At 63.0% G+C, this 25,096-nt stretch carries 25 protein-coding genes; 17 read left to right on the top strand and 8 right to left on the bottom strand.

Annotation, left to right across the window (positions count from 1 at the left end; genetic code table 11):
* The first annotated feature begins 9 nt into the window (after positions 1 to 9).
* Both ACGYLX_RS11080 and cobO read left to right on the top strand, forming a co-directional pair.
* On the top strand, positions 10 to 948 hold the full coding sequence (locus ACGYLX_RS11080) for a DMT family transporter (protein WP_394419876.1): 939 nt from the start codon (positions 10 to 12) through the stop codon (positions 946 to 948).
* Between the two features lie 70 nt (positions 949 to 1,018).
* On the top strand, positions 1,019 to 1,624 hold the full coding sequence (gene cobO / locus ACGYLX_RS11075; protein ID WP_394449437.1) for a cob(I)yrinic acid a,c-diamide adenosyltransferase: 606 nt from the start codon (positions 1,019 to 1,021) through the stop codon (positions 1,622 to 1,624).
* A gap of 57 nt (positions 1,625 to 1,681) precedes the next feature.
* On the opposite strand, the gene ACGYLX_RS11070 is transcribed toward cobO, so the two are convergent.
* The gene (locus ACGYLX_RS11070) at positions 1,682 to 3,229 is read right to left on the bottom strand and encodes an alkaline phosphatase D family protein (protein ID WP_394449434.1); all 1,548 of its coding nucleotides are present in this window, start codon (positions 3,227 to 3,229) and stop codon (positions 1,682 to 1,684) included.
* A 206-nt stretch (positions 3,230 to 3,435) separates the two neighbouring features.
* Between ACGYLX_RS11070 and pcaF the strand changes: the two genes are divergently transcribed.
* The 15 genes from pcaF to ACGYLX_RS10995 all read left to right on the top strand — a co-directional run bounded on the left by pcaF (position 3,436) and on the right by ACGYLX_RS10995 (position 16,084).
* A complete protein-coding gene (gene pcaF / locus ACGYLX_RS11065; protein ID WP_394449431.1) occupies positions 3,436 to 4,641 on the top strand; it encodes a 3-oxoadipyl-CoA thiolase in 1,206 nt (401 codons plus the stop codon).
* Positions 4,642 to 4,669: 28 nt separating this feature from the next.
* A complete protein-coding gene (paaA, locus tag ACGYLX_RS11060) occupies positions 4,670 to 5,662 on the top strand; it encodes a 1,2-phenylacetyl-CoA epoxidase subunit PaaA (RefSeq protein ID WP_394449428.1) in 993 nt (330 codons plus the stop codon).
* Between the two features lie 5 nt (positions 5,663 to 5,667).
* The gene (gene paaB / locus ACGYLX_RS11055; RefSeq protein ID WP_231886377.1) at positions 5,668 to 6,012 is read left to right on the top strand and encodes a 1,2-phenylacetyl-CoA epoxidase subunit PaaB; all 345 of its coding nucleotides are present in this window, start codon (positions 5,668 to 5,670) and stop codon (positions 6,010 to 6,012) included.
* A gap of 35 nt (positions 6,013 to 6,047) precedes the next feature.
* A complete protein-coding gene (gene paaC, locus ACGYLX_RS11050) occupies positions 6,048 to 6,770 on the top strand; it encodes a 1,2-phenylacetyl-CoA epoxidase subunit PaaC (RefSeq protein ID WP_394449796.1) in 723 nt (240 codons plus the stop codon).
* Positions 6,764 to 7,312: a 1,2-phenylacetyl-CoA epoxidase subunit PaaD gene (gene paaD / locus ACGYLX_RS11045; RefSeq protein WP_394449424.1), complete on the top strand. Its 549-nt coding sequence runs from the start codon at positions 6,764 to 6,766 to the stop codon at positions 7,310 to 7,312. Before paaC ends, paaD begins: the two co-directional genes overlap by 7 nt.
* A gap of 7 nt (positions 7,313 to 7,319) precedes the next feature.
* On the top strand, positions 7,320 to 8,384 hold the full coding sequence (locus ACGYLX_RS11040; protein ID WP_394449421.1) for a 2Fe-2S iron-sulfur cluster-binding protein: 1,065 nt from the start codon (positions 7,320 to 7,322) through the stop codon (positions 8,382 to 8,384).
* 10 nt (positions 8,385 to 8,394) lie between these two features.
* A complete protein-coding gene (gene paaZ / locus ACGYLX_RS11035; RefSeq protein WP_394449419.1) occupies positions 8,395 to 10,419 on the top strand; it encodes a phenylacetic acid degradation bifunctional protein PaaZ in 2,025 nt (674 codons plus the stop codon).
* Complete coding sequence (locus ACGYLX_RS11030) at positions 10,409 to 11,200, top strand: PaaX family transcriptional regulator C-terminal domain-containing protein (RefSeq protein ID WP_394449416.1); 792 nt, start codon at positions 10,409 to 10,411, stop codon at positions 11,198 to 11,200. Before paaZ ends, ACGYLX_RS11030 begins: the two co-directional genes overlap by 11 nt.
* A 54-nt stretch (positions 11,201 to 11,254) precedes the next feature.
* On the top strand, positions 11,255 to 11,869 hold the full coding sequence (locus ACGYLX_RS11025) for a ribonuclease D (RefSeq protein WP_394449414.1): 615 nt from the start codon (positions 11,255 to 11,257) through the stop codon (positions 11,867 to 11,869).
* Positions 11,866 to 12,834: an SIS domain-containing protein gene (locus tag ACGYLX_RS11020; RefSeq protein ID WP_394449411.1), complete on the top strand. Its 969-nt coding sequence runs from the start codon at positions 11,866 to 11,868 to the stop codon at positions 12,832 to 12,834. The genes ACGYLX_RS11025 and ACGYLX_RS11020 overlap by 4 nt, the downstream gene beginning before the upstream one ends.
* Positions 12,835 to 12,840: 6 nt before the next feature.
* Positions 12,841 to 13,449, top strand: a complete 609-nt coding sequence (gene lptC, locus ACGYLX_RS11015) for an LPS export ABC transporter periplasmic protein LptC (RefSeq protein WP_209216978.1) — start codon at positions 12,841 to 12,843, stop codon at positions 13,447 to 13,449.
* Between the two features lie 26 nt (positions 13,450 to 13,475).
* The gene (gene lptA / locus ACGYLX_RS11010) at positions 13,476 to 13,949 is read left to right on the top strand and encodes a lipopolysaccharide transport periplasmic protein LptA (protein ID WP_394374296.1); all 474 of its coding nucleotides are present in this window, start codon (positions 13,476 to 13,478) and stop codon (positions 13,947 to 13,949) included.
* On the top strand, positions 13,946 to 14,704 hold the full coding sequence (lptB, locus tag ACGYLX_RS11005; RefSeq protein WP_136720275.1) for an LPS export ABC transporter ATP-binding protein: 759 nt from the start codon (positions 13,946 to 13,948) through the stop codon (positions 14,702 to 14,704). Before lptA ends, lptB begins: the two co-directional genes overlap by 4 nt.
* Before the next feature lie 308 nt (positions 14,705 to 15,012).
* Positions 15,013 to 15,579 carry a ribosome hibernation-promoting factor, HPF/YfiA family gene (gene hpf, locus ACGYLX_RS11000; protein ID WP_067267651.1) on the top strand — a complete coding sequence of 189 codons (567 nt, stop codon included), beginning with the start codon at positions 15,013 to 15,015 and terminating at the stop codon, positions 15,577 to 15,579.
* A 40-nt stretch (positions 15,580 to 15,619) separates the two neighbouring features.
* Positions 15,620 to 16,084, top strand: a complete 465-nt coding sequence (locus ACGYLX_RS10995) for a PTS sugar transporter subunit IIA (RefSeq protein ID WP_067630567.1) — start codon at positions 15,620 to 15,622, stop codon at positions 16,082 to 16,084.
* A 37-nt stretch (positions 16,085 to 16,121) separates the two neighbouring features.
* Here the strand turns inward: ACGYLX_RS10995 and ACGYLX_RS10990 are convergent, their stop codons facing one another.
* The 7 genes from ACGYLX_RS10990 to ACGYLX_RS10960 all read right to left on the bottom strand — a co-directional run bounded on the left by ACGYLX_RS10990 (position 16,122) and on the right by ACGYLX_RS10960 (position 25,040).
* Complete coding sequence (locus ACGYLX_RS10990) at positions 16,122 to 19,253, bottom strand: efflux RND transporter permease subunit (protein WP_168612828.1); 3,132 nt, start codon at positions 19,251 to 19,253, stop codon at positions 16,122 to 16,124.
* Complete coding sequence (locus tag ACGYLX_RS10985; protein ID WP_168612827.1) at positions 19,250 to 20,491, bottom strand: efflux RND transporter periplasmic adaptor subunit; 1,242 nt, start codon at positions 20,489 to 20,491, stop codon at positions 19,250 to 19,252. Before ACGYLX_RS10985 ends, ACGYLX_RS10990 begins: the two co-directional genes overlap by 4 nt.
* 41 nt (positions 20,492 to 20,532) lie before the next feature.
* Complete coding sequence (locus tag ACGYLX_RS10980) at positions 20,533 to 21,006, bottom strand: MarR family transcriptional regulator (RefSeq protein WP_168612826.1); 474 nt, start codon at positions 21,004 to 21,006, stop codon at positions 20,533 to 20,535.
* A 122-nt stretch (positions 21,007 to 21,128) separates the two neighbouring features.
* Entirely contained in the window at positions 21,129 to 21,695 is a 567-nt protein-coding gene (locus tag ACGYLX_RS10975) for an ABC-type transport auxiliary lipoprotein family protein (RefSeq protein WP_168612825.1), read from the bottom strand.
* A gap of 3 nt (positions 21,696 to 21,698) precedes the next feature.
* Entirely contained in the window at positions 21,699 to 23,783 is a 2,085-nt protein-coding gene (locus tag ACGYLX_RS10970; protein ID WP_168612824.1) for an MlaD family protein, read from the bottom strand.
* A complete protein-coding gene (locus tag ACGYLX_RS10965) occupies positions 23,776 to 24,435 on the bottom strand; it encodes a paraquat-inducible protein A (protein WP_271690018.1) in 660 nt (219 codons plus the stop codon). Before ACGYLX_RS10965 ends, ACGYLX_RS10970 begins: the two co-directional genes overlap by 8 nt.
* Complete coding sequence (locus tag ACGYLX_RS10960) at positions 24,393 to 25,040, bottom strand: paraquat-inducible protein A (protein ID WP_168612823.1); 648 nt, start codon at positions 25,038 to 25,040, stop codon at positions 24,393 to 24,395. The genes ACGYLX_RS10965 and ACGYLX_RS10960 overlap by 43 nt, the downstream gene beginning before the upstream one ends.
* Between the last annotated feature and the right edge of the window lie 56 nt (positions 25,041 to 25,096).

Here is a 25,096-nt window from a genome sequence, read left to right as displayed (position 1 = left end):
GATCAAAGCATGAAAGTCGATGATTTCTCCGCCCGCCCCGCCCTTGGTGTCGGTCTGAAAATCACGGCGATCCTGCTCTTCACCTGCATGTCCGCGATCATCAAATCGCTGGCCGATGAGGTCCCCGCCGGGGAGTCTGTTTTCTTCCGCTCCTTCTTTGCCATTCCGGTGATCCTGATTTGGCTGGCGCAGCGCGGCAAATTGAAAAGCGGGCTAAAGACGCAAAACCCGATGGGCCATGTTTGGCGCGGGCTCTTCGGCACCACGGCGATGGGGCTGACCTTTACCGGCCTCGGCCTGCTGCCCCTGCCCGAGGTCACGGCCATCGGCTTTGCCACACCGATTTTCACGGTCATCCTCGCCGCCGTGTTGCTGGGCGAGAAAATCCGGCTGATCCGCGTGAGTGCCGTGGCGATTGGGCTGGTGGGGGTGATGATCATCCTTTGGCCGCGCTTCACCAGCATCGGCACGATGGAGCAGACAGCCACCATCGGCGCGTTGCTGATCCTGATGGCGACGATGGTGCGCAGCCTCGTGCAGATCCACATTCGCCAGTTGGTGCAAAGCGAAGACACCGCAGCCATCGTGTTCTATTTCTCGGCCACCGCGTCGATTCTGGCGCTTTTCACCCTGCCCTTCGGCTGGGTCATGCCCGATCTGCAAACCTTTGGTCTTCTGGTCCTCGCCGGGTTGATCGGCGGGGTGGCGCAGATCCTGATCACCTCGGCCTATCGCTTTGGCTCGGCCTCGATGCTGGCGCCCTATGACTACACCTCAATGCTTTTCGCCATTTTGCTGGGCTATGTCTTCTTTGCCGAACTGCCCACGATGATGATGCTGGCGGGCGCGGCGCTGGTGATCAGCGCGGGCGCGTTGGTGATCTGGCGCGAGCGGCAGCTGGGGATGGAGCGTGGCAAAGCGCGGTCTGTCACCGATCCCAAGGCGTAATTCATTGCGGGCTTTCGCCCGGCCCGGCCTCTCCCTATGGTGCCCCGAAACCGGATATAGGAGATGACCGATGAGCGACGCGGATCCGAAAGATCACAAGGAAAAGATGCAGCAGCGTCAGGCCGAACAGCGCGCCAAGGTGGCCGAGTTGCAAGACCCGGACAAGGGTCTGGTGCTGGTCCATACCGGCCCGGGCAAGGGCAAATCCTCTTCCGCCTTCGGCGTCGTGGTGCGTGCGCTTGGCTGGAAGCAGCGCGTCGGCGTGGTACAGTTCATCAAGGGCAAATGGAAAACCGGCGAACGATTGTTCTTTGAACGGCTGGACGAGGTGACATGGCACACGATGGGCGAAGGCTTCACTTGGGACACCCAAGACCGCAACCGCGACATCGCCGCCGCCGAGGCCGCATTTGGCAAGGCGCGCGAGATGATGGAAAGCGGGGAGTATGACCTTGTGGTGATGGATGAGATCAACATCGCCATCCGCTATGAATACCTCAAGATCGAGGACGTGATCGCCGGGCTCGATGCGCGCGACAAGCGCACCGCCGTGGTGCTGACAGGCCGCGACGCCCGGCCCGAGCTTTGCGACTATGCCGATCTGGTGACCGAAATGTCCGAGGTCAAACACCCGTTCAAAGCGGGCATCAAAGCACAGCGCGGCGTCGACTACTGAAACAAAAAGGATCGCCCGCTTCCGGGCGATCCTCTCACTGTGCCATCCAGAGGGCGCTTAGATCGCCGCCCCCTTGGGGTCGAGCGTCACCGAGTAAAGCTCGGTATCGGCGCGGTCCATCAGGCGCACTTTCATCTGCTGGGTCTTGGCGTCGATATCGACCAAGCCAAAGAATTGCAGACCGGCGGAAGGCGGCAGGTTCACCTGACCTTCTTCGGGGGCTTTGACGTATTTCAACTCGGGGCCAAAGGTGCCGTCCAATTCGTTCGGGCCAAAGGTGCCGGCGTGCAGCGGGCCCGACACAAACTCCCAGAATGGGTCAAAGTCCTGAAACTGCGCTTTGTCGGGGTTGTAGTAATGCGCGGCGGTGTAATGCACATCCGCCGTGAACCAGACCACGTTGTCGACCTGCGCGGTTTTGATGAAACGCAGCAGCCCCGCGATCTCTTGCTCGCGGCCTTTGGCGGCACCATCGTCGCCATTGGCAACCGCCTCGGCCCCGCCGCCGACGACCAGACCGATGGGCATGTCGCAGGCGATGACCTTCCACGTGGCCGCCGAATTGGTCAGCTCCCGCTTGAGCCATGCCATCTGCTCGGCCCCGAGGATATCGGTGGCCTGCGACATCTCGGTCTGCATGTTCTCGCTGTTCGGCCCCCGGTAGCTGCGCAGGTCAAGGAAGAAGACATCCAGCATCGGACCGTAGTTGATCTTGCGGTAGACCCGGCCCGGCTCGGCGGGGGTGATGCGCAGCGGGGTCATCTCATGGAAGGCCTGCGAAGCGCGGGCGGCGAGGACATGGATCGACTTCTCGCTATAGCGGTCGTCTTCCATCAGGCTGCGCGAGGAGGACCAGTTGTTCACGACTTCATGGTCGTCCCACTGCATGAAGGTCGGCACATGGGCGTTCATCTCACGCACATGGTCGTCCATCAGGTTGTATTTCCACTGACCGCGGTATTCGTCCAGCGTCTCGGCCACCTTGCGCTTCTCGTCGATGATGGTGGTGTTCTTCCACATCGTGCCATCGTCAAGCTGCACCTCATCCTCAAGCGGGCCATCGGCATAGATGGTGTCACCGGAATGCAGGAAGAAGTCGGGGCGGTGTTTAGCCATGGTCGCATAGGTGCGCATGCCCTCATCGTCGATGCCCCAGCCCTGACCGGCGGTGTCACCGGACCAAGCAAAGCGCACGTCGCGGCGCGCGGTGGGCGCGGTGCGGAACTGGCCGATGATCGGCTCGGAGGTGGCGTTGATGTCGCTCAGATCGGCGGCGGTGAAGCGGTAAAAGATATCCTGATCCGAGGGCAGCCCTTCGACCAGACGTTTCACCGCCAGATCGTGGTTCGGCAGCGCGTTCATCGGCGCAAGCTGGCGTGCGTTGGCAAAGCTTTCGGTGGTGGAGATTTCGACCTGCACCCGCGCCGGGCGGTCGGTGCGGGTCCAGATCATACCGGACTGCGTGTCGACATCGCCCGATTGCACCCCATGGGTAAACATCGGGCGCGAGGCCGCACGGCTAAGGCTGGGCATGGCAAGACTTGCGGCAAAGGCGGTGGAGCCCGCCAGCACAGCGCGACGGGTCGGGCGGATCAGTTTGGTCATCGTGAGCTTCCTCTGAGGGTGGCGATGGCGGCACAGAACCCCCGATGCGTGACAGATGGCCGACGAATGCGTGACTCTTTGGCAAAGCTTTGGTGACAGAGCGGTGACGTGTTACCAAAATCGACCCTCTAATTTCATTCCGTAACATTTTGATTGAACCGAATCGCCCCGATGTGTAGATTACGGTGCAACAACAGGAGACCCCCATGCAGGCATTCATCTGCGACGCGCAGCGCACCCCCATTGGCCGTTACGGCGGCGCCCTCTCTTCGGTTCGCGCCGATGATCTGGCCGCCGTGCCGCTGAAAGCGCTGATGGAGCGGAACCCTTCCGTCGATTGGGCGCGGGTCGATGACGTGATCATGGGCTGCGCCAATCAGGCGGGCGAGGACAACCGCAACGTCGCACGCATGGCGTCGCTATTGGCCGGTCTGCCGGTCGATGTGCCGGGTGCCACGATCAACCGTCTCTGCGCCAGCGGGATGGACGCCGTCGGCGCCGCCGCCCGGGCGATCCGCGCGGGCGATATGGATCTGGCCATCGCCGGCGGGATCGAAAGCATGTCGCGCGCGCCCTTCGTGATGCCCAAAGCCGAGACCGCCTTTGCGCGCAACAATGCCGTCTATGACACCACCATCGGCTGGCGCTTTGTGAACCCCAAGATGAAGGCGCAGTTCGGCGTCGACTCCATGCCCGAGACCGCCGACAACGTCGCCGCCGATTATGACGTGTCGCGTGAAGATCAGGACGCCTTCGCCGCCCGCAGCCAAGAACGCTATGCCGCCGCGGCCGAAAAAGGCATTTTCGCCGAAGAAATCGCCCCGGTCACCTTTCCGCAGCGCAAGGGCGACGACATCGTCGTCGACAGCGACGAACACCCCCGCCCCGGCACCACGCTGGAGAAACTGGGCAAGCTGCGCGGCATCAACGGCGCCGACCTGACCGTCACCGCCGGCAATGCCTCGGGCGTGAACGACGGTGCCGCGGCGATGCTGCTCGCCTCCGAGGCCGGCGTGAAGGACCACGGCCTTGCCCCCATCGCCCGCGTCGTCGCCATGTCCGCGGCGGGCGTCGAGCCGCGGGTTATGGGCATCGGCCCGATCCCGGCGGTGCGCAAGGTGCTGGACCGCGCGGGCCTCACGATCGAGCAGATGGACGTGATCGAGCTTAACGAAGCCTTCGCGAGCCAAGGCCTTGCCACGCTGCGCGCGCTTGGCGTGCCGGACGACGCACCCCATGTGAACGCCAACGGCGGCGCTATCGCCATCGGCCACCCTCTGGGCATGTCCGGCGCGCGTCTGGTGATGACGGCGGCGCTGCAGCTTAAGCGGACGGGCGGCAAATACGCGCTATGTACCATGTGTGTGGGCGTGGGTCAGGGCGTTGCCCTGATCCTCGAAAACGCAGGCTGACACTTCTTTCCTCGAAAGGAACGGACCGATGTATGCACAGATGATCAAATCCACCGGCAAGGGCGTCAAATCCCTCGACGAGATGGACCCCGAAGAGCGCGCCTTTCAGGAACGCATCGACGCGGGCGGCAAGATCGAGCCCAAGGACTGGATGCCCGACGGCTATCGCAAGAACCTGATCCGCCAGATCGGACAGCATGCGCATTCCGAGATCGTAGGCCAGTTGCCGGAAGGCAACTGGATCACCCGCGCCCCGACGTTGGAGCGCAAGGCGATCCTTCTGGCCAAGGTGCAGGACGAGGCTGGCCACGGCCTTTACCTCTACTGCGCGGCGGAAACGTTGGGCGTGACCCGCGACCAGATGACCCGCGACCTCCTTTCGGGGAAGATGAAATATTCCTCCATCTTCAACTATCCGACCCTGACATGGGCCGACATGGGCGCCGTCGGCTGGCTGGTCGATGGTGCCGCGATCATGAATCAGGTGCCGCTCCAGCGCACCTCCTATGGGCCCTACGCCCGCGCCATGGTGCGGATCTGCAAGGAAGAATCCTTCCACCAGCGCCAAGGCTTCGACATCATGCTGAAGATGGCCAACGGCACCCCCGCGCAGCGCAAGATGGCGCAAGACGCGCTCAACCGCTTCTGGTTCCCGGCGCTGATGATGTTCGGCCCTTCGGACAAGGATTCGGTCCATTCCGCGCAATCGATGGCGTGGAAGATCAAGATGAACACCAATGACGAGCTGCGTCAGAAGTTCGTGGACGAGACCGTGCCGCAGGCGGAATACCTCGGCCTCACCATCCCCGACGAGACGCTGAAGTTCAACGAAGAGACCGGCCACTACGACTTTGCCGAGCCGGATTGGGAAGAGTTCTTTCAGGTGCTCAAGGGCAATGGCCCCTGCAACACCGAACGGCTGGCGGCGCGCAACAAGGCTTGGGACGAAGGCCGTTGGGTGCGCGAGGGGCTTCTGGCCCACGCCGAGAAGAAGCGCAGCAGACAAATGGCAGCGGAGTAAGCGACATGAGCAGCCCTGAATCCAGCGAATACAAAGGTACCGAAGCCGCCCCCCACGGCGACGCACGGCCCACCGAATGGCCCCTATGGGAAATCTTCATCCGCGGCCAGCACGGGCTGAGCCACCGCCATGTCGGCAGCCTGCACGCGGCGGATGCGGAAATGGCGATCAAGAACGCCCGCGACGTCTATACCCGCCGCAACGAAGGTGTGAGCATCTGGGCGGTCGAGGCCAGCGCCATCGCCGCTTCCTCCCCCGAGGAGAAAGGCGCGCTTTACGAGCCTGCCAACGACAAGGTCTACCGCCACCCGACCTTTTACGACATTCCTGACGAAGTGGGGGCGATGTGAGCGGCACCGATCCCAAGTTCGAATTCCTCTGCCGGATGGGCGACAACGCGCTGGTGCTGGGCCACCGCGTCTCGGAATGGTGCGGCGTGGCGCCGGTTCTGGAAGAGGACATCGCGCTGGCCAATGTGGCGCTCGACCTGATCGGGCAGACGCAGTTGTGGCTGGGTCTGGCGGGCGAGGTTGAGGGCGAAGGCCGCGACGCCGACAAGCTCGCCTTTCACCGCGATGTCTGGGACTTCCGCAATGTCCTGCTGGTGGAACAGCCCAACGGCGATTTCGGCCAGACCATGATGCGGCAGTTCCTCTTCGATGCTTGGCATTTGGCGCAGCTCACCGCGCTGATCGACTCCAGCGACAAAGAGATCGCCGCCATCGCCGAGAAATCGGCGAAAGAGGTGACATATCATTTGGAGCGGTCCTCCGACACGGTGATCGGCCTTGGTGACGGGACCGAGGAAAGCCACCGCCGGATGCAGGCGGCGCTCGACCTGCTTTGGCCCTATGTGGGTGAGATGTTCATCAGCGATGATGTCGACGCCGCCATGGCCGAAGCTGGCATCGCCCCCGATCCGGCGAGCATGCGCAAAAGCTATGACCAACTGGTCGGCGACACGCTGGCGGCGGCGACCCTCAGTAAGCCTGAGGACGACTTTGCTCATAAGGGCGGGAAAACCGGCGCGCGGCACAGCGAGCATCTGGGCCATATGCTGACCCAGATGCAGTGGCTGCAACGCGCCTACCCGGACGCCACATGGTGAAACCCGCCCCCCACAGCCGGCCCGCCCCCGCGCCGGTGCCGGGGGTGGTGCGCGGGTCCCCCTCGCGCGGCCCCGCCCGCGGCGAAAGGCCGTCGGTCAAGACGGTCTGGGCGTGGCTCTCCGCGATCCCGGACCCCGAGATCCCGGCGATCTCCCTTACCGATCTGGGCATCATCCGCGATGTGGCATGGCAGGGCGACACGCTGGTCGTCACCATCACACCGACCTATTCGGGCTGCCCCGCCACCAGCATCATCAACCTCGACATCGAGATGGCGCTGCACGGCCACGGGATCGAGAAGCTGGAGCTGAAACGCCGGCTCTCCCCACCTTGGACCACCGAATGGATGAGTGACACCGGCCGCGCCAAGCTCGAAGCCTACGGCATCGCGCCGCCGCGCCCCGCCGGCGGGCCGCAGCACTGCCCGCACTGCCAATCGAAAGCGGTGGAGCGGATCAGCCAGTTCGGCTCGACCCCCTGCAAGGCGCAATGGCGGTGCTTGGACTGCCTTGAACCCTTTGACTATTTCAAATGTATCTGAGGCCCCGATGAGCCAGTTCCACCCCCTTTTAGTGACTGATATTCACCACACCATCCGCGACGCGGTGGTGTTGACGCTGAAGCCGGAAGACCCCGAGGCCTTCGCCTTCACCCAAGGTCAGTACCTGACCTTCAAACAGGATTTCGACGGCACCGAGCTGCGCCGCAACTACTCGATCTGCGCGGGGCTCGACGACGGCGAGTTGAAGGTCGGGATCAAACGCGTCGACGGCGGGGCCTTTTCGACCTATGCCAATACCGAGCTTAAGGTCGGCGACGTGCTGCACGCCATGCCGCCGCAGGGCAAGTTCTTCACCCCAATCGAACCGGAGGTCGCCAAGAACTACCTCGGCTTCGCGGGCGGCTCGGGCATCACCCCGGTGCTGTCGATCCTGAAGACGGTGCTGAAACGCGAGCCGAAGTCCACCTTCACGCTGGTCTATGCCAACCGCGCGGTGAACACGATCATGTTCCGCGAGGAACTCGAAGACCTCAAGAACCGCTACATGGGCCGCCTGACGGTGATCCACATCCTCGAATCCGGTCAGGACATGGAGCTTTTCGAGGGCCGCGTCGATCAGGACAAATGCGACGCGCTGTTCAAGCACTGGATTCAGATCGACACCATCGACACCGCCTTCATCTGCGGGCCGGAGCCGATGATGCTGGCGATTGCCGAGGCACTTAAGACCAATGGCCTGGGCGAGGAGCAGATCAAGTTCGAACTGTTCAGCGAAAGCCAGCAGGGCCGTTTGGCGAAACAGGAGATGGCCAAGCGCAGCGAGGGCCAGAAGGGCACCGAGATCACCGTCATCATCGACGGCGCGCGGCGCAGTTTCACCATGCAGAAGGGGCAATCGGTCCTCGAAGCGGCGCTGGAGAACGGGCAGGAGGCGCCGTTTTCCTGCAAGGCCGGGGTCTGTTCGACCTGCATGGGCAAGGTGCTGGAAGGCGAAGTCGAGATGATCTCGAACCACGCACTGGAGGATTACGAGGTCGAACGCGGCTACGTGCTGACCTGCCAGTCCTACCCGCTGAGCGACAAACTCACCATCGACTACGACACCCACTGAAGGAGCCGACATGCGCGATATTCACAGTTACGCCGCCGGCGAATGGCTGGCCCCCGGGGCCGGCGCCCGCAACATCGCCAGCGCCATTACCGGCGAGGTGATCGCGCAGGCCGGGAACGACGCGCTGGACGCGGGCGCCATGCTGGGCTTCGCCCGCGAACACGGCGGCCCCGCCCTGCGCGCCATGACCTTCCACGACCGCGCGCGCATGCTGAAGGCGCTGGCGCTGCACCTGATGGAGCACAAGCAGGCGCTTTATGATCTGAGCTACGACACCGGCGCCACGCTCTCGGACCACAAGATCGACGTCGATGGCGGCATCGGCACCATGCTGGTCTTCGCCTCCAAGGGCCGGCGCGAGATGCCGGATGCGCATGTCTACCTCGACGGCGCACCCGAGCAACTGGGCCGCGAGGGGCAGTTCATGGGCCGTCATATCTGCACGCCGCTGCAGGGCGTCGCCGTGCATATCAATGCCTTCAACTTCCCCGTTTGGGGCATGCTGGAAAAGCTTGCCCCGACGCTGCTTGCAGGCGTTCCGGCCATCGTGAAACCCGCGACCACCACCTGCTACGTCACCGAACATTGCGTGCGGCTGATGCTCGACAGCGGGCTGCTGCCGAAAGGCGCGCTCCAGCTTGTGAGCGGCGGCTTGGGCGACATGCTCGACCTGCTCGGCTGTCAGGATGCCGTGGCCTTCACCGGCTCCGCCGACACCGCGCTGAAGCTGCGCGGCAACCCGCGGCTCATGGAAAACTCCGTCCGCTTCACCTCCGAGCAGGACAGTCTCAACGCCTCGGTCCTCGGCCCCGATGCCGTGCCGGGCACACCGGAGTTCGACCTTTTCGTCAAGGAAGTGCAGCGCGAGATGACCGCCAAGGCGGGGCAGAAATGCACCGCCATCCGCCGCATCATGGTGCCGCAGGCGCAGGTCGACGCGGTGATCGCGGCGCTCTCCGAGCGTCTCGCCAAGACCACCATCGGCGATCCCCGCGCCGAGGACACGCGCATGGGCGCACTGGTCTCGGGCAGCCAGAAACGCGACGTGCTGGAAAAGGTCGGGCTGCTGAGCGCCGAGGCCGAGCGGGTCTTCGGCGACCCCGACAACTTCACCGTGAAGGGCGCGGACCGGGACAAGGGCGCTTTCCTGCCCCCGATGCTGTTCCACTGCGCCGATCCCGACGCGGCCGAGCGCGTGCATGATACCGAGGCATTCGGCCCGGTTTCCACCCTTATGCCCTACCGCGATTTGGCGCATGCAAGCGCGCTTCTCAATCGCGGCCAAGGCTCACTCGTCGCCTCCATCATCACCAATGACGGCGATGTCGCGCGCGAGTTGACCATGGGCTCGGCCGCCTTCCACGGACGGCTTTATTTCAACAACCGCAAATCCATGGCCGAGGCCACGGGCCACGGCTCGCCGCTGCCGCATATGGTCCATGGCGGCCCGGGCCGCGCGGGCGGCGGTGAAGAGCTGGGCGGCGTGCGCGGCGTGATGCATTACATGCAGCGCACTGCCGTGCAGGGCAGCCCCGACATCCTCACCGCCATCGGCAAGCAATGGGTGCCGGGAGCCGAGGAAATCACCGACCGCGCCCATCCCTTCACACGGCGCTTCACCGAATTGGATCTGGGCGAGACCTTCCATTCCCCCAGCCGCGAAGTGACGCTGGAAGATATCGAGACCTTCGCCCATTTCACCGGCGACACCTTCTATGCGCACATGGACGACGAAGCAGCCGCCGCAAATCCGTTCTTCCCGGGGCGCGTGGCGCATGGCTACCTTCTGCTAAGCTTCGCTGCCGGACTCTTCGTGCAGCCCGACCCCGGTCCGGTGCTGGCCAACACCGGCCTCGACAACCTGCGGTTCCTCGAACCGGTCTCGGCGGGTGACAGCATCAAGGTGCGGCTTTCGGTCAAGCACAAGACGCCGCGCAACGAGGAATATGGCGAGGTGCGCTGGCATGTGACCCTCACCAACCAACGCGAGGAAGCGGTCGCCGAATACGACCTGCTGACGATGAATGCCGTCTGACCACGCGCCAGCGGTCGTTGCCGCACTCGCGGGCCTTGGCGGTCAGCGGGTCTGGTCGCTGATGGTCAGTCTCTTCGGCGATATGGCGCAGGGACAGGGCGATGCGATCGACGGGCCGGTGTTGTCGCAGATCATGGCCGCACTCGACGTGCGCCCCGAGGCGAACCGCGTCGCACTCCACCGTTTGCGCAACGACGGCTGGCTGCAATCGGTCAAGGCCGGGCGCATCAGCCAACACAGCCTGACCCCGATGGGCCGCCGTGAGAGCGCCGCTGCCAGCCCGCGCATCTACGCCCCGCCGCCCGATCTGGACGAGCCGTGGCAACTGGCGCTTTGCGAGACCGGCGGCGCGGAGACCGAGGCCACGATGCGTGCGGCAGGTTTCATTCCCGTCATGCCGCGCGGCTTTGCCGGTCCCCGCGGAGTGCGCCCACCCGAGGGATGCGCCTGCCTGCCCGGCACCGAAGCCCCCGATTGGCTACGCCGCGCGGCCGAGCCATCGGCGCTCGAGGACGACTACACCGCCCTGCTGGAGGCTCTGCAGAAGCTGGAGGCTGCGCTGCCCCCGAACGCGGCGCTGTCGGCCCTCGACGTGGCGGTGCTGCGCTGCCTCATCGTGCATAATTGGCGTCGGTTGGTGCTGAAACACCCCGCCGCTCCCGGCGGGCTGATCCGCCCCGATTGGTCCGGTTATCGCTGCCACCTGCTGGTCGACGCCCTCCTCGCGCGCTATCCACGCCCGACGCTGGCCGAGGTCGCCGCGGCATCGGCGGCAGGCTGACCGTCCGCGAAAGGGCTGCTTTCCCATGCGCCCCATGCACGATATAGACGGCCCATGACGAATTATCTTTACCAAGGCGATCTGCCCGATGACCTCGACCTCGGTCCGATGGTCGCCATCGATTGCGAGACGATGGGCCTGAACCCGCATCGCGACCGGCTTTGCGTCGTGCAATTGTCGGGCGGGGACGGGCGCGCCCATCTGGTGCAGGTTGCGCCTGGTCAGACCACGGCGCCGAACCTTTGCGCGCTGCTGGAAAACCCGGACGTGCTGAAAGTGTTTCACTACGGACGTTTCGACATCGCGGCGATGCTGAACACCTTCGGCGCCACCGCCGCCCCGGTCTATTGCACCAAGATCGCCAGCCGCCTCGTGCGGACCTACACCGACCGGCACGGGCTGGCGAAGCTCTGCCAAGAGCTTCTGGGCGTCGATATCTCGAAACAGCAGCAGTCCAGCGACTGGGGCGCCGAGGAACTGACGCAGGCGCAGATCGACTATGCTGCCTCGGACGTGCTCTACCTGCACCGGCTGCGCGACGAATTGAACAAACGCCTCCTGCGCGAGGGCCGGATGGAGATGGCGCAAGCCTGTTTCGATTTCCTGCCCATGCGCGCGCGGCTCGATCTGGAGGGATGGCCGGACACGGACATCTTCGCACACGCATGAACACACCTTTCCTCGACACCGCCCGCCGCGTGATCCGTTGCGAATCCGAAGCGCTGCTGCTGTTGGCCGACAGTCTCGATGACCGCTTCCGCGCTGCCGTCGACCTGATGCGGACCTGCAAGGGCCGGGTGATTGTCACCGGCATCGGCAAGTCGGGCCATATCGGCAACAAGATCGCGGCGACGCTGGCCTCCACCGGCACGCCCGCGCAATTCGTCCACCCGGCCGAAGCGAGCCACGGCGATCTGGGCATGATCACCGCCGCCGATGTGGTGCTGGCGATCTCCAACTCCGGCGAAGCGCCCGAGCTTGCGAATCTCATCGCCTATTCGCGCCGCTACGAGATCCCGCTTATTGGCCTCACCAGCCGCCCCGAAAGCAGCCTTGGCCGCCATAGCGACGTGGTGCTTGAACTGCCCCGCACGGCAGAGGCGTGCGGCACCGGCGTGGTGCCCACCACCTCGACCACGCTGACGCTGGCGATGGGCGATGCCGTGGCCGTGGCGTTGATGGAAAACCGCGCCTTCACCGCCGAGCATTTCCGCGACTTCCACCCCGGCGGCAAGCTGGGCGCAAGGCTGAGCCGCGTGGCCGATCTGATGCATGTGGGCGATAAGCTGCCGCTGGTCACCGCCGACGCCCCGATGCCCGAGGCGCTGAGCGAGATCAGCCGCAAGGGCTTTGGCGTGGTCTGCGTCACCGATGCGGCAGGCGCGCTGGCCGGGATCATCACCATGGGTGACCTCGCCCGGCATCTGGATGGCTTGATGACCATGACCGCCCGCGACGTCATGACCCCCTCGCCCGTGACCATCACCCCCGACGAATTGGCCGAAAAGGCCGTGGGCGTGATGAACAGCCGCAAGATCACCTGCCTTATCGTGACCGACCCCGCGCAGAACGACGGCAAATCGCCCATCGGGCTGCTGCATATCCACGACTGCCTACGCGTCGGGCTGGGGTGACGCAGGGTGAAGGGGGATCGTCACTCTCGTGTCGTGTCGTGGCTGAAAGTGCTCTTTCCGCTGATCGCGCTGGCGCTGCTATCGACCCTGTTCCTGCTGTCGCGGGCGATTGAACCGCAGGCCGTGATCCCTTTCGCGGATAAAGAGGTTCAGGAACGGCTGCGCGACCAACAGATCACCGGCCCCTTCTATTCCGGCACCACCGCGGATGGCGATCTGATCTCTTTCTCTGCCGAAAAGCTGACCACTCCCGGCGGGGAGACGGGCACAAATGAGGCCGAAGAGATCGAGGCGACGCTGGACCTAGAAGGCGGCTCCAAAATCACGCTGCACTCCAACAGCGGGCGGTTCGACACTGGGGCTGAGGAAGCGGAACTGGCGGGCGATGTGCGGGTTAGCACCTCAACCGGCTACGAAATCTTGTCCGAGCGGATGATCTCGAACCTCACCACGCTGGACCTGCAATCGCCCGGCCCGGTGCGCGCCACCAGCCCCGCGGGCGAGATCACCGCCGGCAGCATGGCCATCACCAACCGGCAGAACAGCGCCGGATCGCAATTGCTTTTCACAAAGGGTGTGAAACTGATATACACGCCGCAAGCAACGAAAGAGTAACTGCCTTGAGACATTTGTTTATTTTGATGCTGCCGCTGTTTTTCGCGCTGCAGGCCGCCCCTGTCTCTGCACAATCTGCCAATGTCGCCTTCGGCGCGCTTGAGCAAGACACCAGCCAACCCGTCGAAGTGACCGCCGATAACCTGTCGGTCGACAATGCCACGGGCACCGCCGTCTTCACGGGCAATGTATTGATTTCTCAGGGCGAAATGACCCTTTCCGCCGGTAAGGTCGAGGTCGTCTATCGCGCCTCGGATCAGGGCATTGCCAAGCTGGAGGCGACCGGCGGCGTGGTCTTGGTCGCGGGGGAGGACGCCGCTGAATCGCAGCGCGCCGACTACGACATCGACGCTGGCACCTTGGTGATGCGCGGCGATGTGCTGATGACCCAAGGCCCCAGTGCGCTGAGCGCGCAGGAAATGACGGTGAACCTGAACGACGGCACGGCGCAGATGTCGGGCGGCGTGAAGACCATTTTGCAGCCCGGCAGCGACAACTGATGCCGCCTGAACTGAAAGTCGCCGGGGGCGATTCCGGCCTGCGCATTCAGCATCTGCGCAAGTCTTACCGCAAGAAAGCGGTGATCCGCGACTTTTCGATGGCGCTCGACAGGGGGGAGGTAGTGGCGCTTCTGGGGCCGAACGGCTCGGGCAAGACGACGACGTTCTACGCGGTGGCCGGTCTGGTCACGCCCGAAGGCGGGCGCGTCACCGTGGACGGCAAAGACGTGACCACCCTGCCGATGTACCGTCGCGCGCAGCTTGGCATCGGCTATCTGCCGCAGGAGATGAGCATTTTTCGCGGGCTGTCGGTGCAAGACAACATCAGCGCGATCCTCGATATCCGGGTCAAACACCGCCACCAGCGCCGCGAACGGCTGGAAGAGTTGCTGACTGAATTTTCCATCGAACACCTGCGCCGCGCACCTGCCCTGGCGCTATCGGGTGGGGAGCGGCGCCGGGTGGAAATCGCCCGCTGTCTGGCCGCCAACCCGAACTATCTTCTGCTTGATGAACCCTTCGCCGGGGTCGATCCGATCTCGGTCGGGGACATTCGGCAACTGGTTGCTGACCTCAAGAAACGCGGCATCGGGGTGCTGATCACCGACCACAATGTGCGCGAAACCCTAGAGATCGTGGACCGCGCCTATATCTTGCATGAGGGCAAAGTTCTGATGTCCGGAACGCCCGAAGAAGTTGTGCAAAACGAGAATGTGCGCCGCGTCTACCTTGGCGATAATTTCCGTATTTCCTAAGACTTAGCGCGTTTTTCCGGGCCTTCCAGCCCTCGGCGAAGCCTTGCTCGCATGATGCGGAAAACCGCTCTGATTGTAGCGATAAAAGGATGGCGCGCGCATCGGCGCCATTGACTTTCAAACCGAAACGCGGCCTCATTGAGCTATGGTGACATCGCGTTCCTGTTTGATCCTGCATCGCCCTTCCCGCGAAGGAACGGTCAAAATCATCCTGGTCGCAGCGCCATTCCTCCATATCTGAAAGTTGTCGCGCTCCACGCATGTGGACCGTTTGGCAATGTTCGGAACAAGAAAGACAAGGAGACGATATGCGGTATCAGATCAGTGGCAAACAGATCGACATTGGCGACGCGCTTCGGACACATGTCCGGACCGAACTGGACGAGGCGGTTAGCAAATATGCCGAACGCCCGACAGATGCGATGGTGGTGTTTTCCAAAACGGGCCACGAATTTGCCTGCGAGGCGACCGTGCATCTTTCCACCGGACTCAATGCGTCGGCCAAGGCCAAGGCGACAGAGATCTACGCCGCCTTCGACAGCTGCTGCGAAAAGATGGAAAAACAGTTGCGCCGCTATAAGCGCCGCCTGAAGGACCATCACAAAGAACGCGCCGAACCGGTTGAACTTCTGGGGGCGTCCTCCTATATCCTCGCGTCAGACAGCGATTCAGATGCGCAGGAACCTGATACCCTCCAACCCATGATCATTGCAGAGATGCAGACGAAGGTGCCAACTTTGTCTGTCGGCGAAGCGGTGATGCAAATGGAATTGTCGGGCGATCCGGTGCTATTGTTTCGCAAGGAAGGCCAGGAAGGGATGAATGTCGTGTACCGCCGCGAAGACGGCAACATCGGCTGGATCGACCCTTCGTAACCCACGGCGGTAACTTCCGCCACAGAGCAGGGCGAGCGGAATGGATTTCGGCAAACTCCTCAAGCCAGAGGCCGTGAAGGTTTTGACTTCGGCTTCGAGCAAGAAGCGTCTAATGCAGGATATCGGCGAACTCGCCCAGCAAGCCTATGGGCTGCCGGCCGGCCAAGTGGTGGACGCGCTGATGACGCGCGAAACCCTTGGGCCGACCGGCGTGGGCCACGGTGTCGCCCTGCCCCACGCGCGGATGGATGGGATCGACAAGGTTGTCGGTGCCTTCGTGCTGTTGGACAAGCCGATTGATTTTTCCTCGGTCGACCGGCAACCGGTTGACGTGGCCTTTGCCCTCTTCGCCCCCGAAGATGCGGGGGTGGAGCATCTCAAAGCGCTGGCACTGGTGGCCCGCACGCTGCGCGACACCAGCATCTGCACCAAGTTGCGGTCGAACCCCGACCCGGCCACGCTTTACACGATCCTGACCGAAGACAAGGCCGATAAGGCGGCTTGATTTTGGGCCGCTTGATCTTGGGCCGCCTGACCTTACGCTAGACGGCGACCGGTTCCGGCTCCGGCGTGGTCGGCTCGGCGCGTTTCGCTTTCTTCTCTCCCAGCATCAACATCGCCGGTGTCACCACCAGCGTCAGCACCGTGGCAACCACCAGACCGCCCGCAATGGCCGAGCTTAGTTCGGTCCACCATTGGGTGGAAGGCGCGCCATAGACGATCTCGCGCGTGAAGAAGTTGATGTTGAGGCCGATCACCATGGGCATCAGACCAAGCGCCGTGGTGACCGACGTCAGCACCACGGGCCGCAAACGCTGCGCCCCGGTGCGCAGCGCAGCCTCTAGCGGCGACAGCCCCAGTTTCTTAAGGTCGTTATAGGTATCAATCAGAACGATATTGTTGTTCACCACGATCCCCGCCAGCGCGATGACCCCGATGCCGCCCATGACCACCCCGAAGGGCCGTCCGGTAATCAGCAGGCCAAAGAGCACCCCGGCGATCGAAAAGACGATGGCCGACATGACGACGAAGGCTTGGTAAAAGCTGTTGAACTGGATCACGAGGATCACGAACATCAGGAAAATCGCGGTGACAAAGGCACCGACGAGGAAGATCATCGATTCCTGCTGATCCTCCGCCTCTCCGGCGAAGGAGGCTTCGACCCCCGGCGGCAGGTCCATCGCGTCAATCGCACTGCGCAGGGCGACGGTTTGGTCGTTCACCAAAACGCCCGGTGCGACGTTGGCCTCGATCGTCACCACCCGCTCTTGATCCACCCGCGTGATCGTGCCGGTCCGCGGACTCGGCTCAAAAGTCACGAAGTTCGAGATCGGCACCAGCCCTGCGGAGGTCGGCACGCGCAGCGATTGCAACTCTTCCAGCGTGCGCTCATCCGACGGGAAGCGCACGTTGATGTCGATGGAGCCTTCGGCATCGTCGGGCCGGTAATCCGCGACCGTGATGCCCCGTGTCAGTAGTTGCACCGCCTGCCCGAGGGTCGATATATCGGCCCCGAACCGCGCGGCCTCGGACCTGTTCACGGCGATGCGCCATTCCACCCCCGGCAGGGGGCGCGAGTCGGTCACATCGGTGAAACCGCCGATATCGGCCATCTTCTCGCGAATCTGATCCACCACCTGCTGCTGCACCTGCGGGTCATGCGCCTCGATCCGCAGATTGACGGGCTTGCCCGCCGAGGGGCCGTTCGAGGCGGTCTGCACCTGCACGTCGATCCCCGGAATGGCCGCCATCTCGGTCCGGATTTCCTCGCCAATGATGGCGGCGGGGCGGCGTTCGTCCCACTCGGTGAACTCAACCTGAATAGTGCCGATCAAATCCGCGCTGTCGCGGTTGCTGCTGCCGGTGCGGGCATAGACGCTGGCAATCTCGTCATAGGCAAAGAGGCGTTGTTCGACCTGCCGCACCAGCGCGTCTTGTTCGTAGATCGAGAAATTGTCGCGCGCGCGCACCTGCACCTGCGCAAAATCAGGCTCTACATCGGGAAAAAAGGTGATCCCATTGCCGAATTGCGCATAGGCCGTAAAGCCGCCCATCAGCATGGAAATGGCAAGGATCAGGGTCATCCACGGGCGCAGGATGGCGAATTGCAGCAGTTTGACATAGCCGCCGGTAAAGCCCTTCAGGTCACGCGGGTCGCCCTGTTCAGCGGCATGGAGCGTCGCCTTATCCTTGGCCGATTGCGGGGGGCGCTTGCCGATGATCCCGCCAACGACGGGGATAAAGACCAGCGCCATGAAAAGCGATGCGGTCAGGGTCAGGATCACGGTGATGGGCAGAAACTTCATGAACTCCCCCACCGTGCCGGTCCAGAACAGCAGCGGGAAGAACACGCTGAGCGTCGTCGCCGTTGAGGCGATGATCGGCCATGCCATGCGTTTGGCGGCATGGGCATAGGCGGCGCGGGGCGAATGCCCCTCTTGCAGACGGCGGTCGGCCAGTTCGGTGGTCACGATAGCCCCGTCCACCAGCATCCCCACCACAAGGATCAGCGAGAAGAGCACCACAAGGTTCATCGTATAGCCCATGACCCAAAGCGCCGTGACCCCGGCCAAGAAGGCGCCCGGAATGGCCAAGCCCACCAGCAGGGCCGAGCGGACGCCCAAGGCCCAGACAATCACGATCATCACAAGGATCACCGCCGCAATAACATTGGCCTCAAGATCGCTGAGCATGTCTTGGACCTGCTCGGATTCGTCTTGGGTGTATTTGACGGTGATGCTGTCGGGCCATTCCGCGCGCATCTCGTCAATCAATTCGCGCACCGCCGCGACCGTCTCGATAATATTCGCGCCCGAGCGTTTCTTGATCTCAAGCGCCAGCGCGGGCTGGCCGTCGATCCGGGCGAAGCCAGTCGGGTCTTTGAAGGTTCGGCGGATCGTGGCGACATCGGCAAAGGTCACCACCGTATCGCCGCGCACCTTGATCGGCAGAGACATGACATCTTCGACATTCTCGATCAGCCCCGGCACCTTGAGCACCAGCCGCCCCGCGCCGCTTTCAATCGCCCCCGCTGCGATCAGGCGGTTGTTGCGGTTGATCTGGCTGATCAGCTCTTCGAAAGAGATATTGTAGGTCTCAAAGACCGTGGGGTCGATCAGCACCTCCAAAAGCTCGGTCCGCTCCCCCCCGACATCGACTTCAAGCACGCCGGACAGCCCTTCGATCGCGTCCTTCAACTCTTCGGAAATGGAGTTGAGCGTCCGTTCCGGCACCGGGCCGGAAAGGATCGCGGTTAGGATCGGGAAAAGCGCCGTGTTGATCTCGGTCACGACCGGGTCGGTGGCGTCTTCGGGCAGGTCCGACTTGGCCCGGTCCACGCCCTCGCGCACCTTGTCGAGTGCCTCGTCGGAATCGAACCCCGGCTCGAACTCCAATTGCACCGAGGCATGGCCCTCGGCCCCGTTCGAGGTGATTTGTTTCAACCCGGTTATCGCGCTGAGTTCGGTCTCAAGCGGCTCAACGAGCAGCCGCTCGCTGTCCTCGGGCGAGATGCCTTCGAGAGAGGTGGAGACATAGAGCGTCGGAATCGGAATCTCGGGCGAGCTTTCCTTGGGGATACCGACATAGGCATAGGCCCCGACCGCCAAGATCATCACCAAGCTCAGGATCACCACGCGGGCGCGGCTGAAAGCGGCGTCGATCAGCGTGTTCATTCCACCTGCTCCGGCTGGGCGGCTTCGGCGCTGCCGGTGATCTGGCCGTCGCCGCTTGGCTGGTCTTCCAACTCGTCAATCTCGGGCACACCCGTCATGGGCTGCGCTTCCCCTTCATTGTCGCCACCGGTTTCGGGCTGCGGATTGACCGTTTCCCCGTCGTTGACGAAGCCCTGCCCGATGGTGATGATCTGGGCCTCATCCGGCAGGCCCGCGATCCAGATGCCATCGGTCTGCGCGCGTACGATGGCGATCTTGTTAAAGACAACCTTATCGTCATCGTTGACCGTTTTGACGCCCAAGGTGCCATTGGTGTCCAAGGATAGGATCGCCGGAGAGACGAAATGCGCGCGGGTCTCGCCCGTGGGGATGCGCACGCGGGCCGATATGCCCGCGGGGATCGAACCATCAGCGTTTTCGACCCTGACTTCGGCGGTAAAGGTCCGGGTTTCGGCGCTGGCGCTGCTTGAAACGAACTGCACCTTGCCCTGCGCCTCTGTCCCGGTGATGAAGACAACCTCGGCCTCTTGCCCCTCTTCAATATCTTTGAGCGACTGCTGGGGCACCTGCACTTGGATCGTCAGTGGCGTGTTGTCGACCAAACGCGCGATTTCTTCACCGGTAGAGACGAACTCTCCCGCTGAAATATCGAGCATCTCTAGCCGGCCCGGAAAGGGGGCGCGGATTTCGGTGTTGTTCAGAGCCTCTTCGGCGGCGGTGACCGAGGCCTGAGCGGCGGCCAAGGTCGCGCGCGCTTGGCTCACGCGGTCCACGGTCGAGACACCCCTGTCCAGTAGGGCTTGGGCGTTGTCGTATTCGCGCTGTGCGCGGCTCAATTCCTCACGCGCGCGGGCCAGATCGGAATCGCGCGCCGTGGTGCTGAGCCGCGCGATCAACGCGCCCGCTTCGACCACATCGCCCTTGGCGACCAGCACCTCGGCAATTTCACCACCCGCTTCGGCGCGGACCATCGTATCGCGATCCGGCAGGGCCTGCCCTTCGGCCACGAAGACCTGCGTCACGCTGTCCGCCTGAGAGCCGCGCACGGCCACCGTCACCGCTTCGGGAGCAATGGGCGCAGGCGCGGCTTCTTCGGTCTCTTCGGAGGGGATAATATAGCCGCTGCCCATCCAAAGAGCGATCAACAGCGCGATCCCACCGGCGATGAACTTCGACCGTTTCGAGCCGGCATCGCTGTCGAATGAAAGCGTCTGGCGCTCTTGAGATGTGTCACTCATTGATCGAACTCCATCACCGCGACCCTGTGATCAGGCGCGCGTCAATTCTTGGGCTTGCTCACCCGGGTTGCTACGTCATCAAGCGCGGCGCTGATCGTGTCATAGAAGGCGGCGAAAGTATCGAGCCTTTCGCGCACCCCTTCGGCCTCTTCGGGCAGCTTGCGGATCGTATCGTTAATCTCGGATTTGGCGTGGCGAGTCCCTGCCAGCGCGTATTTCGTCATTGCGGCATAGGCGTCATCGGCGAGTTGAAAGTAATCCTGCCGGTCGCCGGTCTTGTTCACACGCCGGATCAAGCCCCGCTCTTCGAGCAGGCGAATGGAGGTGCTGATTGTGGCGCGGCTGACGGAAAGGCGGCGCGACAGCGCGCCAAAGGCAATCGGCTCGCCCTCGAAAACCAGCATGGCAAAGACCTGCCCTGCCATGCGCGGCAACCCCTCGCCCATGGCGACGACGCCCATGCGGGTGATGAAGTCATCGCGGACTTGGTCGATCTGGTCAGTGCTATCCATCATTCCCCGTCCACGGCAGGCGCGTTGACGGTAGATAGACAAGGCGAGGCACAAATCAAGACTATTCAGAATTTTCCGAACAGACGGAACAACGCGCGTCGCCGGTAGACTTCCGGCGCTCGACCCTACTTCAACCCGTTCCGGGCGATATAGCGGGCCAGATCAAGGACGAGTTGCCCCCGCGCCGCGGCGATGGCGTTTGCGCCACCTTCGGGATTGAACGGCACGCTGAGGTCAAACAGGCCCGACCGCTCCCGACGGTCATCGCGGACGGCCACGAAATACTGACCGGAGGCGCGGAACTCCCCCGCTTCGGTGGCCACCAGTTCGGCAAAGCGCACTTCGAGGCTGGCATCGGGGAAGGCTTCGAACGGCCAAGGCTCAGACGCGATGCGCCGCCCCGTCATCCGCGCAAGGTTCTGGCTAAGCTCCAGCGCCACGGCACGCTCAGGCGCATCGGCCCAGAGCACATCGGTGGAGCTGACCAGACGGCCATCGGCCAATTGAACCGAAATCTCCTCGGAGGCGGCATAGGTCGGCAGTGAGACATCGCGCACTTCGACGGAACTGAAAGAGATGGGGGTCTTCTCTGTCACCGCCGGGGCGCGGACGGGGAAACGTTCAGCCGTACTGCCACAGGCCGCCAAGGCTGCCATGAGGCCGAGGGTGATCAAGGGTCTTGCAAATGTCATGCGTTACCGTCCCAGCAATAGAGAATTGGGGTTACGTTCGATGGTCCGCGCCAAAGATGCAAGGGCATCGGCGGCTTTCTGGATGTCGCGCAGGGTGCGCTCGGCGCTGCGGCTGAGCTGTTCACCTTGGTTATAGCCTTCGATGGTGCGGCTGGCTTGGGCAAAAAGCGCGGTCAAACGCTCGACCACCTGCGGCAGGTCTTGGGCCGAAAGGGCGATATTGTCCGCCGCTTTGCGAGCCGAGGCCAAGGTGCGGTTCACATTCTCAACCGCGCCGCCTTCGCGCAGCTCTTCCAATGTGGCGTTCAATTCGTCCAAGGCGCGTTTCAATGCGCCCGGCAGGGCCACCGCATCTTCGGTACCGATCACCGCATCGGCGGATTCGGTGAGGTCGGTGAGTGCGACGACCAGTTCTTCGACCTCAAGCGTTTCGGCCTTGGCCGCCACCGCCTGAATGCGCTCCACCAACTCCGGCACGCCTTCGACCGAGGAGGACACCGCATTGGCCGCATCCGACGCGCCTTCGAGCGCGGTGGAAAGCCGTTCGGCAATCCGCTCTTCCTCAAGCTGGGCCACCAATTCTTCGATCCGCACCAGCGTGCCGTTCAGGGCGACAGGCACGTTCTTGACCTCTTCGGAAGAGACCAGCCCGGTCAATTCACCCAAAAGGGTGCGCACGTCCTGCGGGGTTTCGCGCAGGTCTTCGTCCGACACGAAAGCCTCTGCCGAATTGAGGAAGGTGATCGCGCTGTTGAGCAATTCTTCGATCGGCAGGCTGTTGATGCGGGTAAAGACCCCTTCGACCGTGGCCGCCGCATCGGAGACATCGCTTTCGGTAGTGGGCATCAGGGCAAGACCGTTCTCCGTCTCGGCCAACGACGCTTCGGGTGCGTCTTCCACTCTCACGAATTCAACCTTCAAACCACCCGTCAAAAGGCTGGCCGAGGCAAGCCGCGCGCGCAGGCCGTTTTCCACACGTTCTTTCAAGAACGCCAGCGCGGCTTCGGCGGTCACATCGTCCTGCATCCCCAAATGCGCCGGTTGGATCGACAGGATGGCGTTCAGCCGAACGCGGCTGTCGCCGAACCGTTCGAAATCCACCAACCCCGAGAGGGTCTCGACCTCACCGATCTCCAGCCCGCTCATCTCAACCGGGGCGCCGACAATCAGACCCGAAATATTGTCGTCGAACACGACGCTCAGCTTCAGCGGATCGACTTCGGAGGCGTTAAAGACAGAGTTCCGCGCGGTTTCCTTGTCGGGGTAAATCTCAAACACCGTGCCGTCAGACACCTGCGCCCCGCCCGAGACGAAAGTGTCAAAGGTGATGCCGCCGCCAACGAGGGTCGCCAATGAGGAAAAGTCGATCTCGGCCCCCGCGGGGCCGATGTTGACGCTAAAGCCCGATGCATCCCAAAAGCGGGTGGATTCATTGATCAACTGGCGGTGCTCTTCGAAAATCAGTGCCTCGACAATGGCGTAGTTGCCGCGCGGGGCGATCTTGGCATAGCCGACGCGGCCCACTTCGATGCCCTTGTAAAGGATCGGCGCATTGTCGGTCAGATGCCCGTTTGCGGTGGAGCGGAAGGCAATCTCAAGCCCGCCTTGGCCGCCGCGGATCAACGGCTCAGTCGACGATCCCTGAAAGCGCTCTGCCGCGGGGCCGACCTGTTGGTCCCACGACCCTTCGATATAGACACCGCTCAGCACCGTGCTGAGACCGGTGATGCCCTGTGCGGTGACTTCGGGCTGCACGACCCAGAAGACCGCGCCATTGTCGATGTAAGGCGCCACGTCCTTGTCGACGCGGATATGCGCCGTCACCCGGTCCAAACCCGAGGTGAAGCCGACCTTCTCGACCACCCCGACCGTCACATCGCGAAAGCGCAATTCGGTCTCTCCGGCAGAGATACCTGCGCCCTCTTCGAATTCTACGACGATCACCGGGCCGCGCTCGCTGTAAGACCGATAGGCCACGAAAAGCGCCACGATCAGGGCGAGGATCGGGATGATCCAGATCACCGAGGCCCCGCTGAGAAACATCTTGCGGGCCGGGGAAATCGGTACGTCGGGAGGCGTCTTAGTCATTGGTTTTCAGGCCCTCGTCCTTGGTCTGAGCGTCCCAGATCATGCGGGTGTCGAACGCTTGTGCCGCCAGCATGGTAAAGATCACGGAGAGGGCAAAAAAGATGCTCGCGGTACCGGGATTGATGGCGGCCAGTGTCTTGAGTTGCACCAGAGACGACAAAATCGCAACCACAAAGATATCGATCATGGACCAGCGTCCGATGTACTCAACCACTTCGTAAAGGTAATGCCGTTGGCGCTGCGAGGTGACCGAGCGCCGCTTCACGCTGATCGCAAGAAAGGCCACGGCCATGAATTTGGCCAACGGAATGGCGACAGAGGCGAAGAGGATGATCAGGGCGATCCCCCAGTTGCCATATTGCGCCAGTTCCACCGCGCCGCCAATGATCGTGCTTTCCTCGACCTGAAACAGCGTGCGGGTTTTAAGCATCGGATAGGTATTCGCGGGGATGTAGCACATCAGCCCCACCGTCCAGAACGCCCAGACACGCTGAAGGCTCATCCGATCGCGCGAGACCAGCTTGCTGCCACAACGGCTGCAAAGCTCCGTGCCCATCGGCGCGGGCTTGTTACAGCGGGTGCAGGCCACGATGCCCAACTCCCGTGCGCTCACGATGTCTTGGGATGTTCCAGAGAGTTCCATACGGACCATTTGCATAAGAATCTGTCCTGCGCGATGACGAGGATCACCAGCGCGCCGAACATGTAAAACGCGGGGCCAAAGCCCACATCGGCCAGATCGGCCACTTTGACCAACGCCACGGCACAGCCGATGGCAAAAACCTCGGCCATCGACCAAGGGCGCAGTTCCTCCGACAGGCGAAAGGCGGCGACGGCATGGCGCGCGGGCGGGCGATCCAGCACCACGGGGATCAGCACATAGAGCGTCAGCAGCACCCGCAAGAGCGGGATGAAAAAGATCAGCGCCGCCGTGGCCAGCGACAAGAGGATCATCGGCCCGCCGGAAAAGGCAAGCGCTGCATCCAGCACCGACACCGCGTTGCTGGCCCCCGCCGCGTCGATGGTGAGGAAAGGAAAGACCGCCGCCCCGATGATCAAGACCATGACCGCCACCGCCACGGCGATGATCTGCAACCCGGCGTTCCTGCGGGGCGTGATCAGGGCGGTATGGCACCGCTCACAACTCGCCCGCTCCCCATGGGCGGGGCGGCGCAGCCGGTAGACGGCGTCGCAATGCGGACAGACGATCAATTCGTCCATGGGCAATTCGGCAAGGGGGGTGTCGGGGCGATCCATTCTGAACGCATATATGATGCCGTCCTTTGACGTATCAACAAATATTCACCGCCCTG

The sequence above is a fragment of the Sulfitobacter sp. 1A13496 genome, from assembly GCF_043557225.1.
Lineage (GTDB): Bacteria > Pseudomonadota > Alphaproteobacteria > Rhodobacterales > Rhodobacteraceae > Sulfitobacter > Sulfitobacter faviae.
The sequence above is the reverse complement of the archived record's forward strand: the minus strand, read 5'-3'. Positions and strand labels throughout refer to the sequence as shown.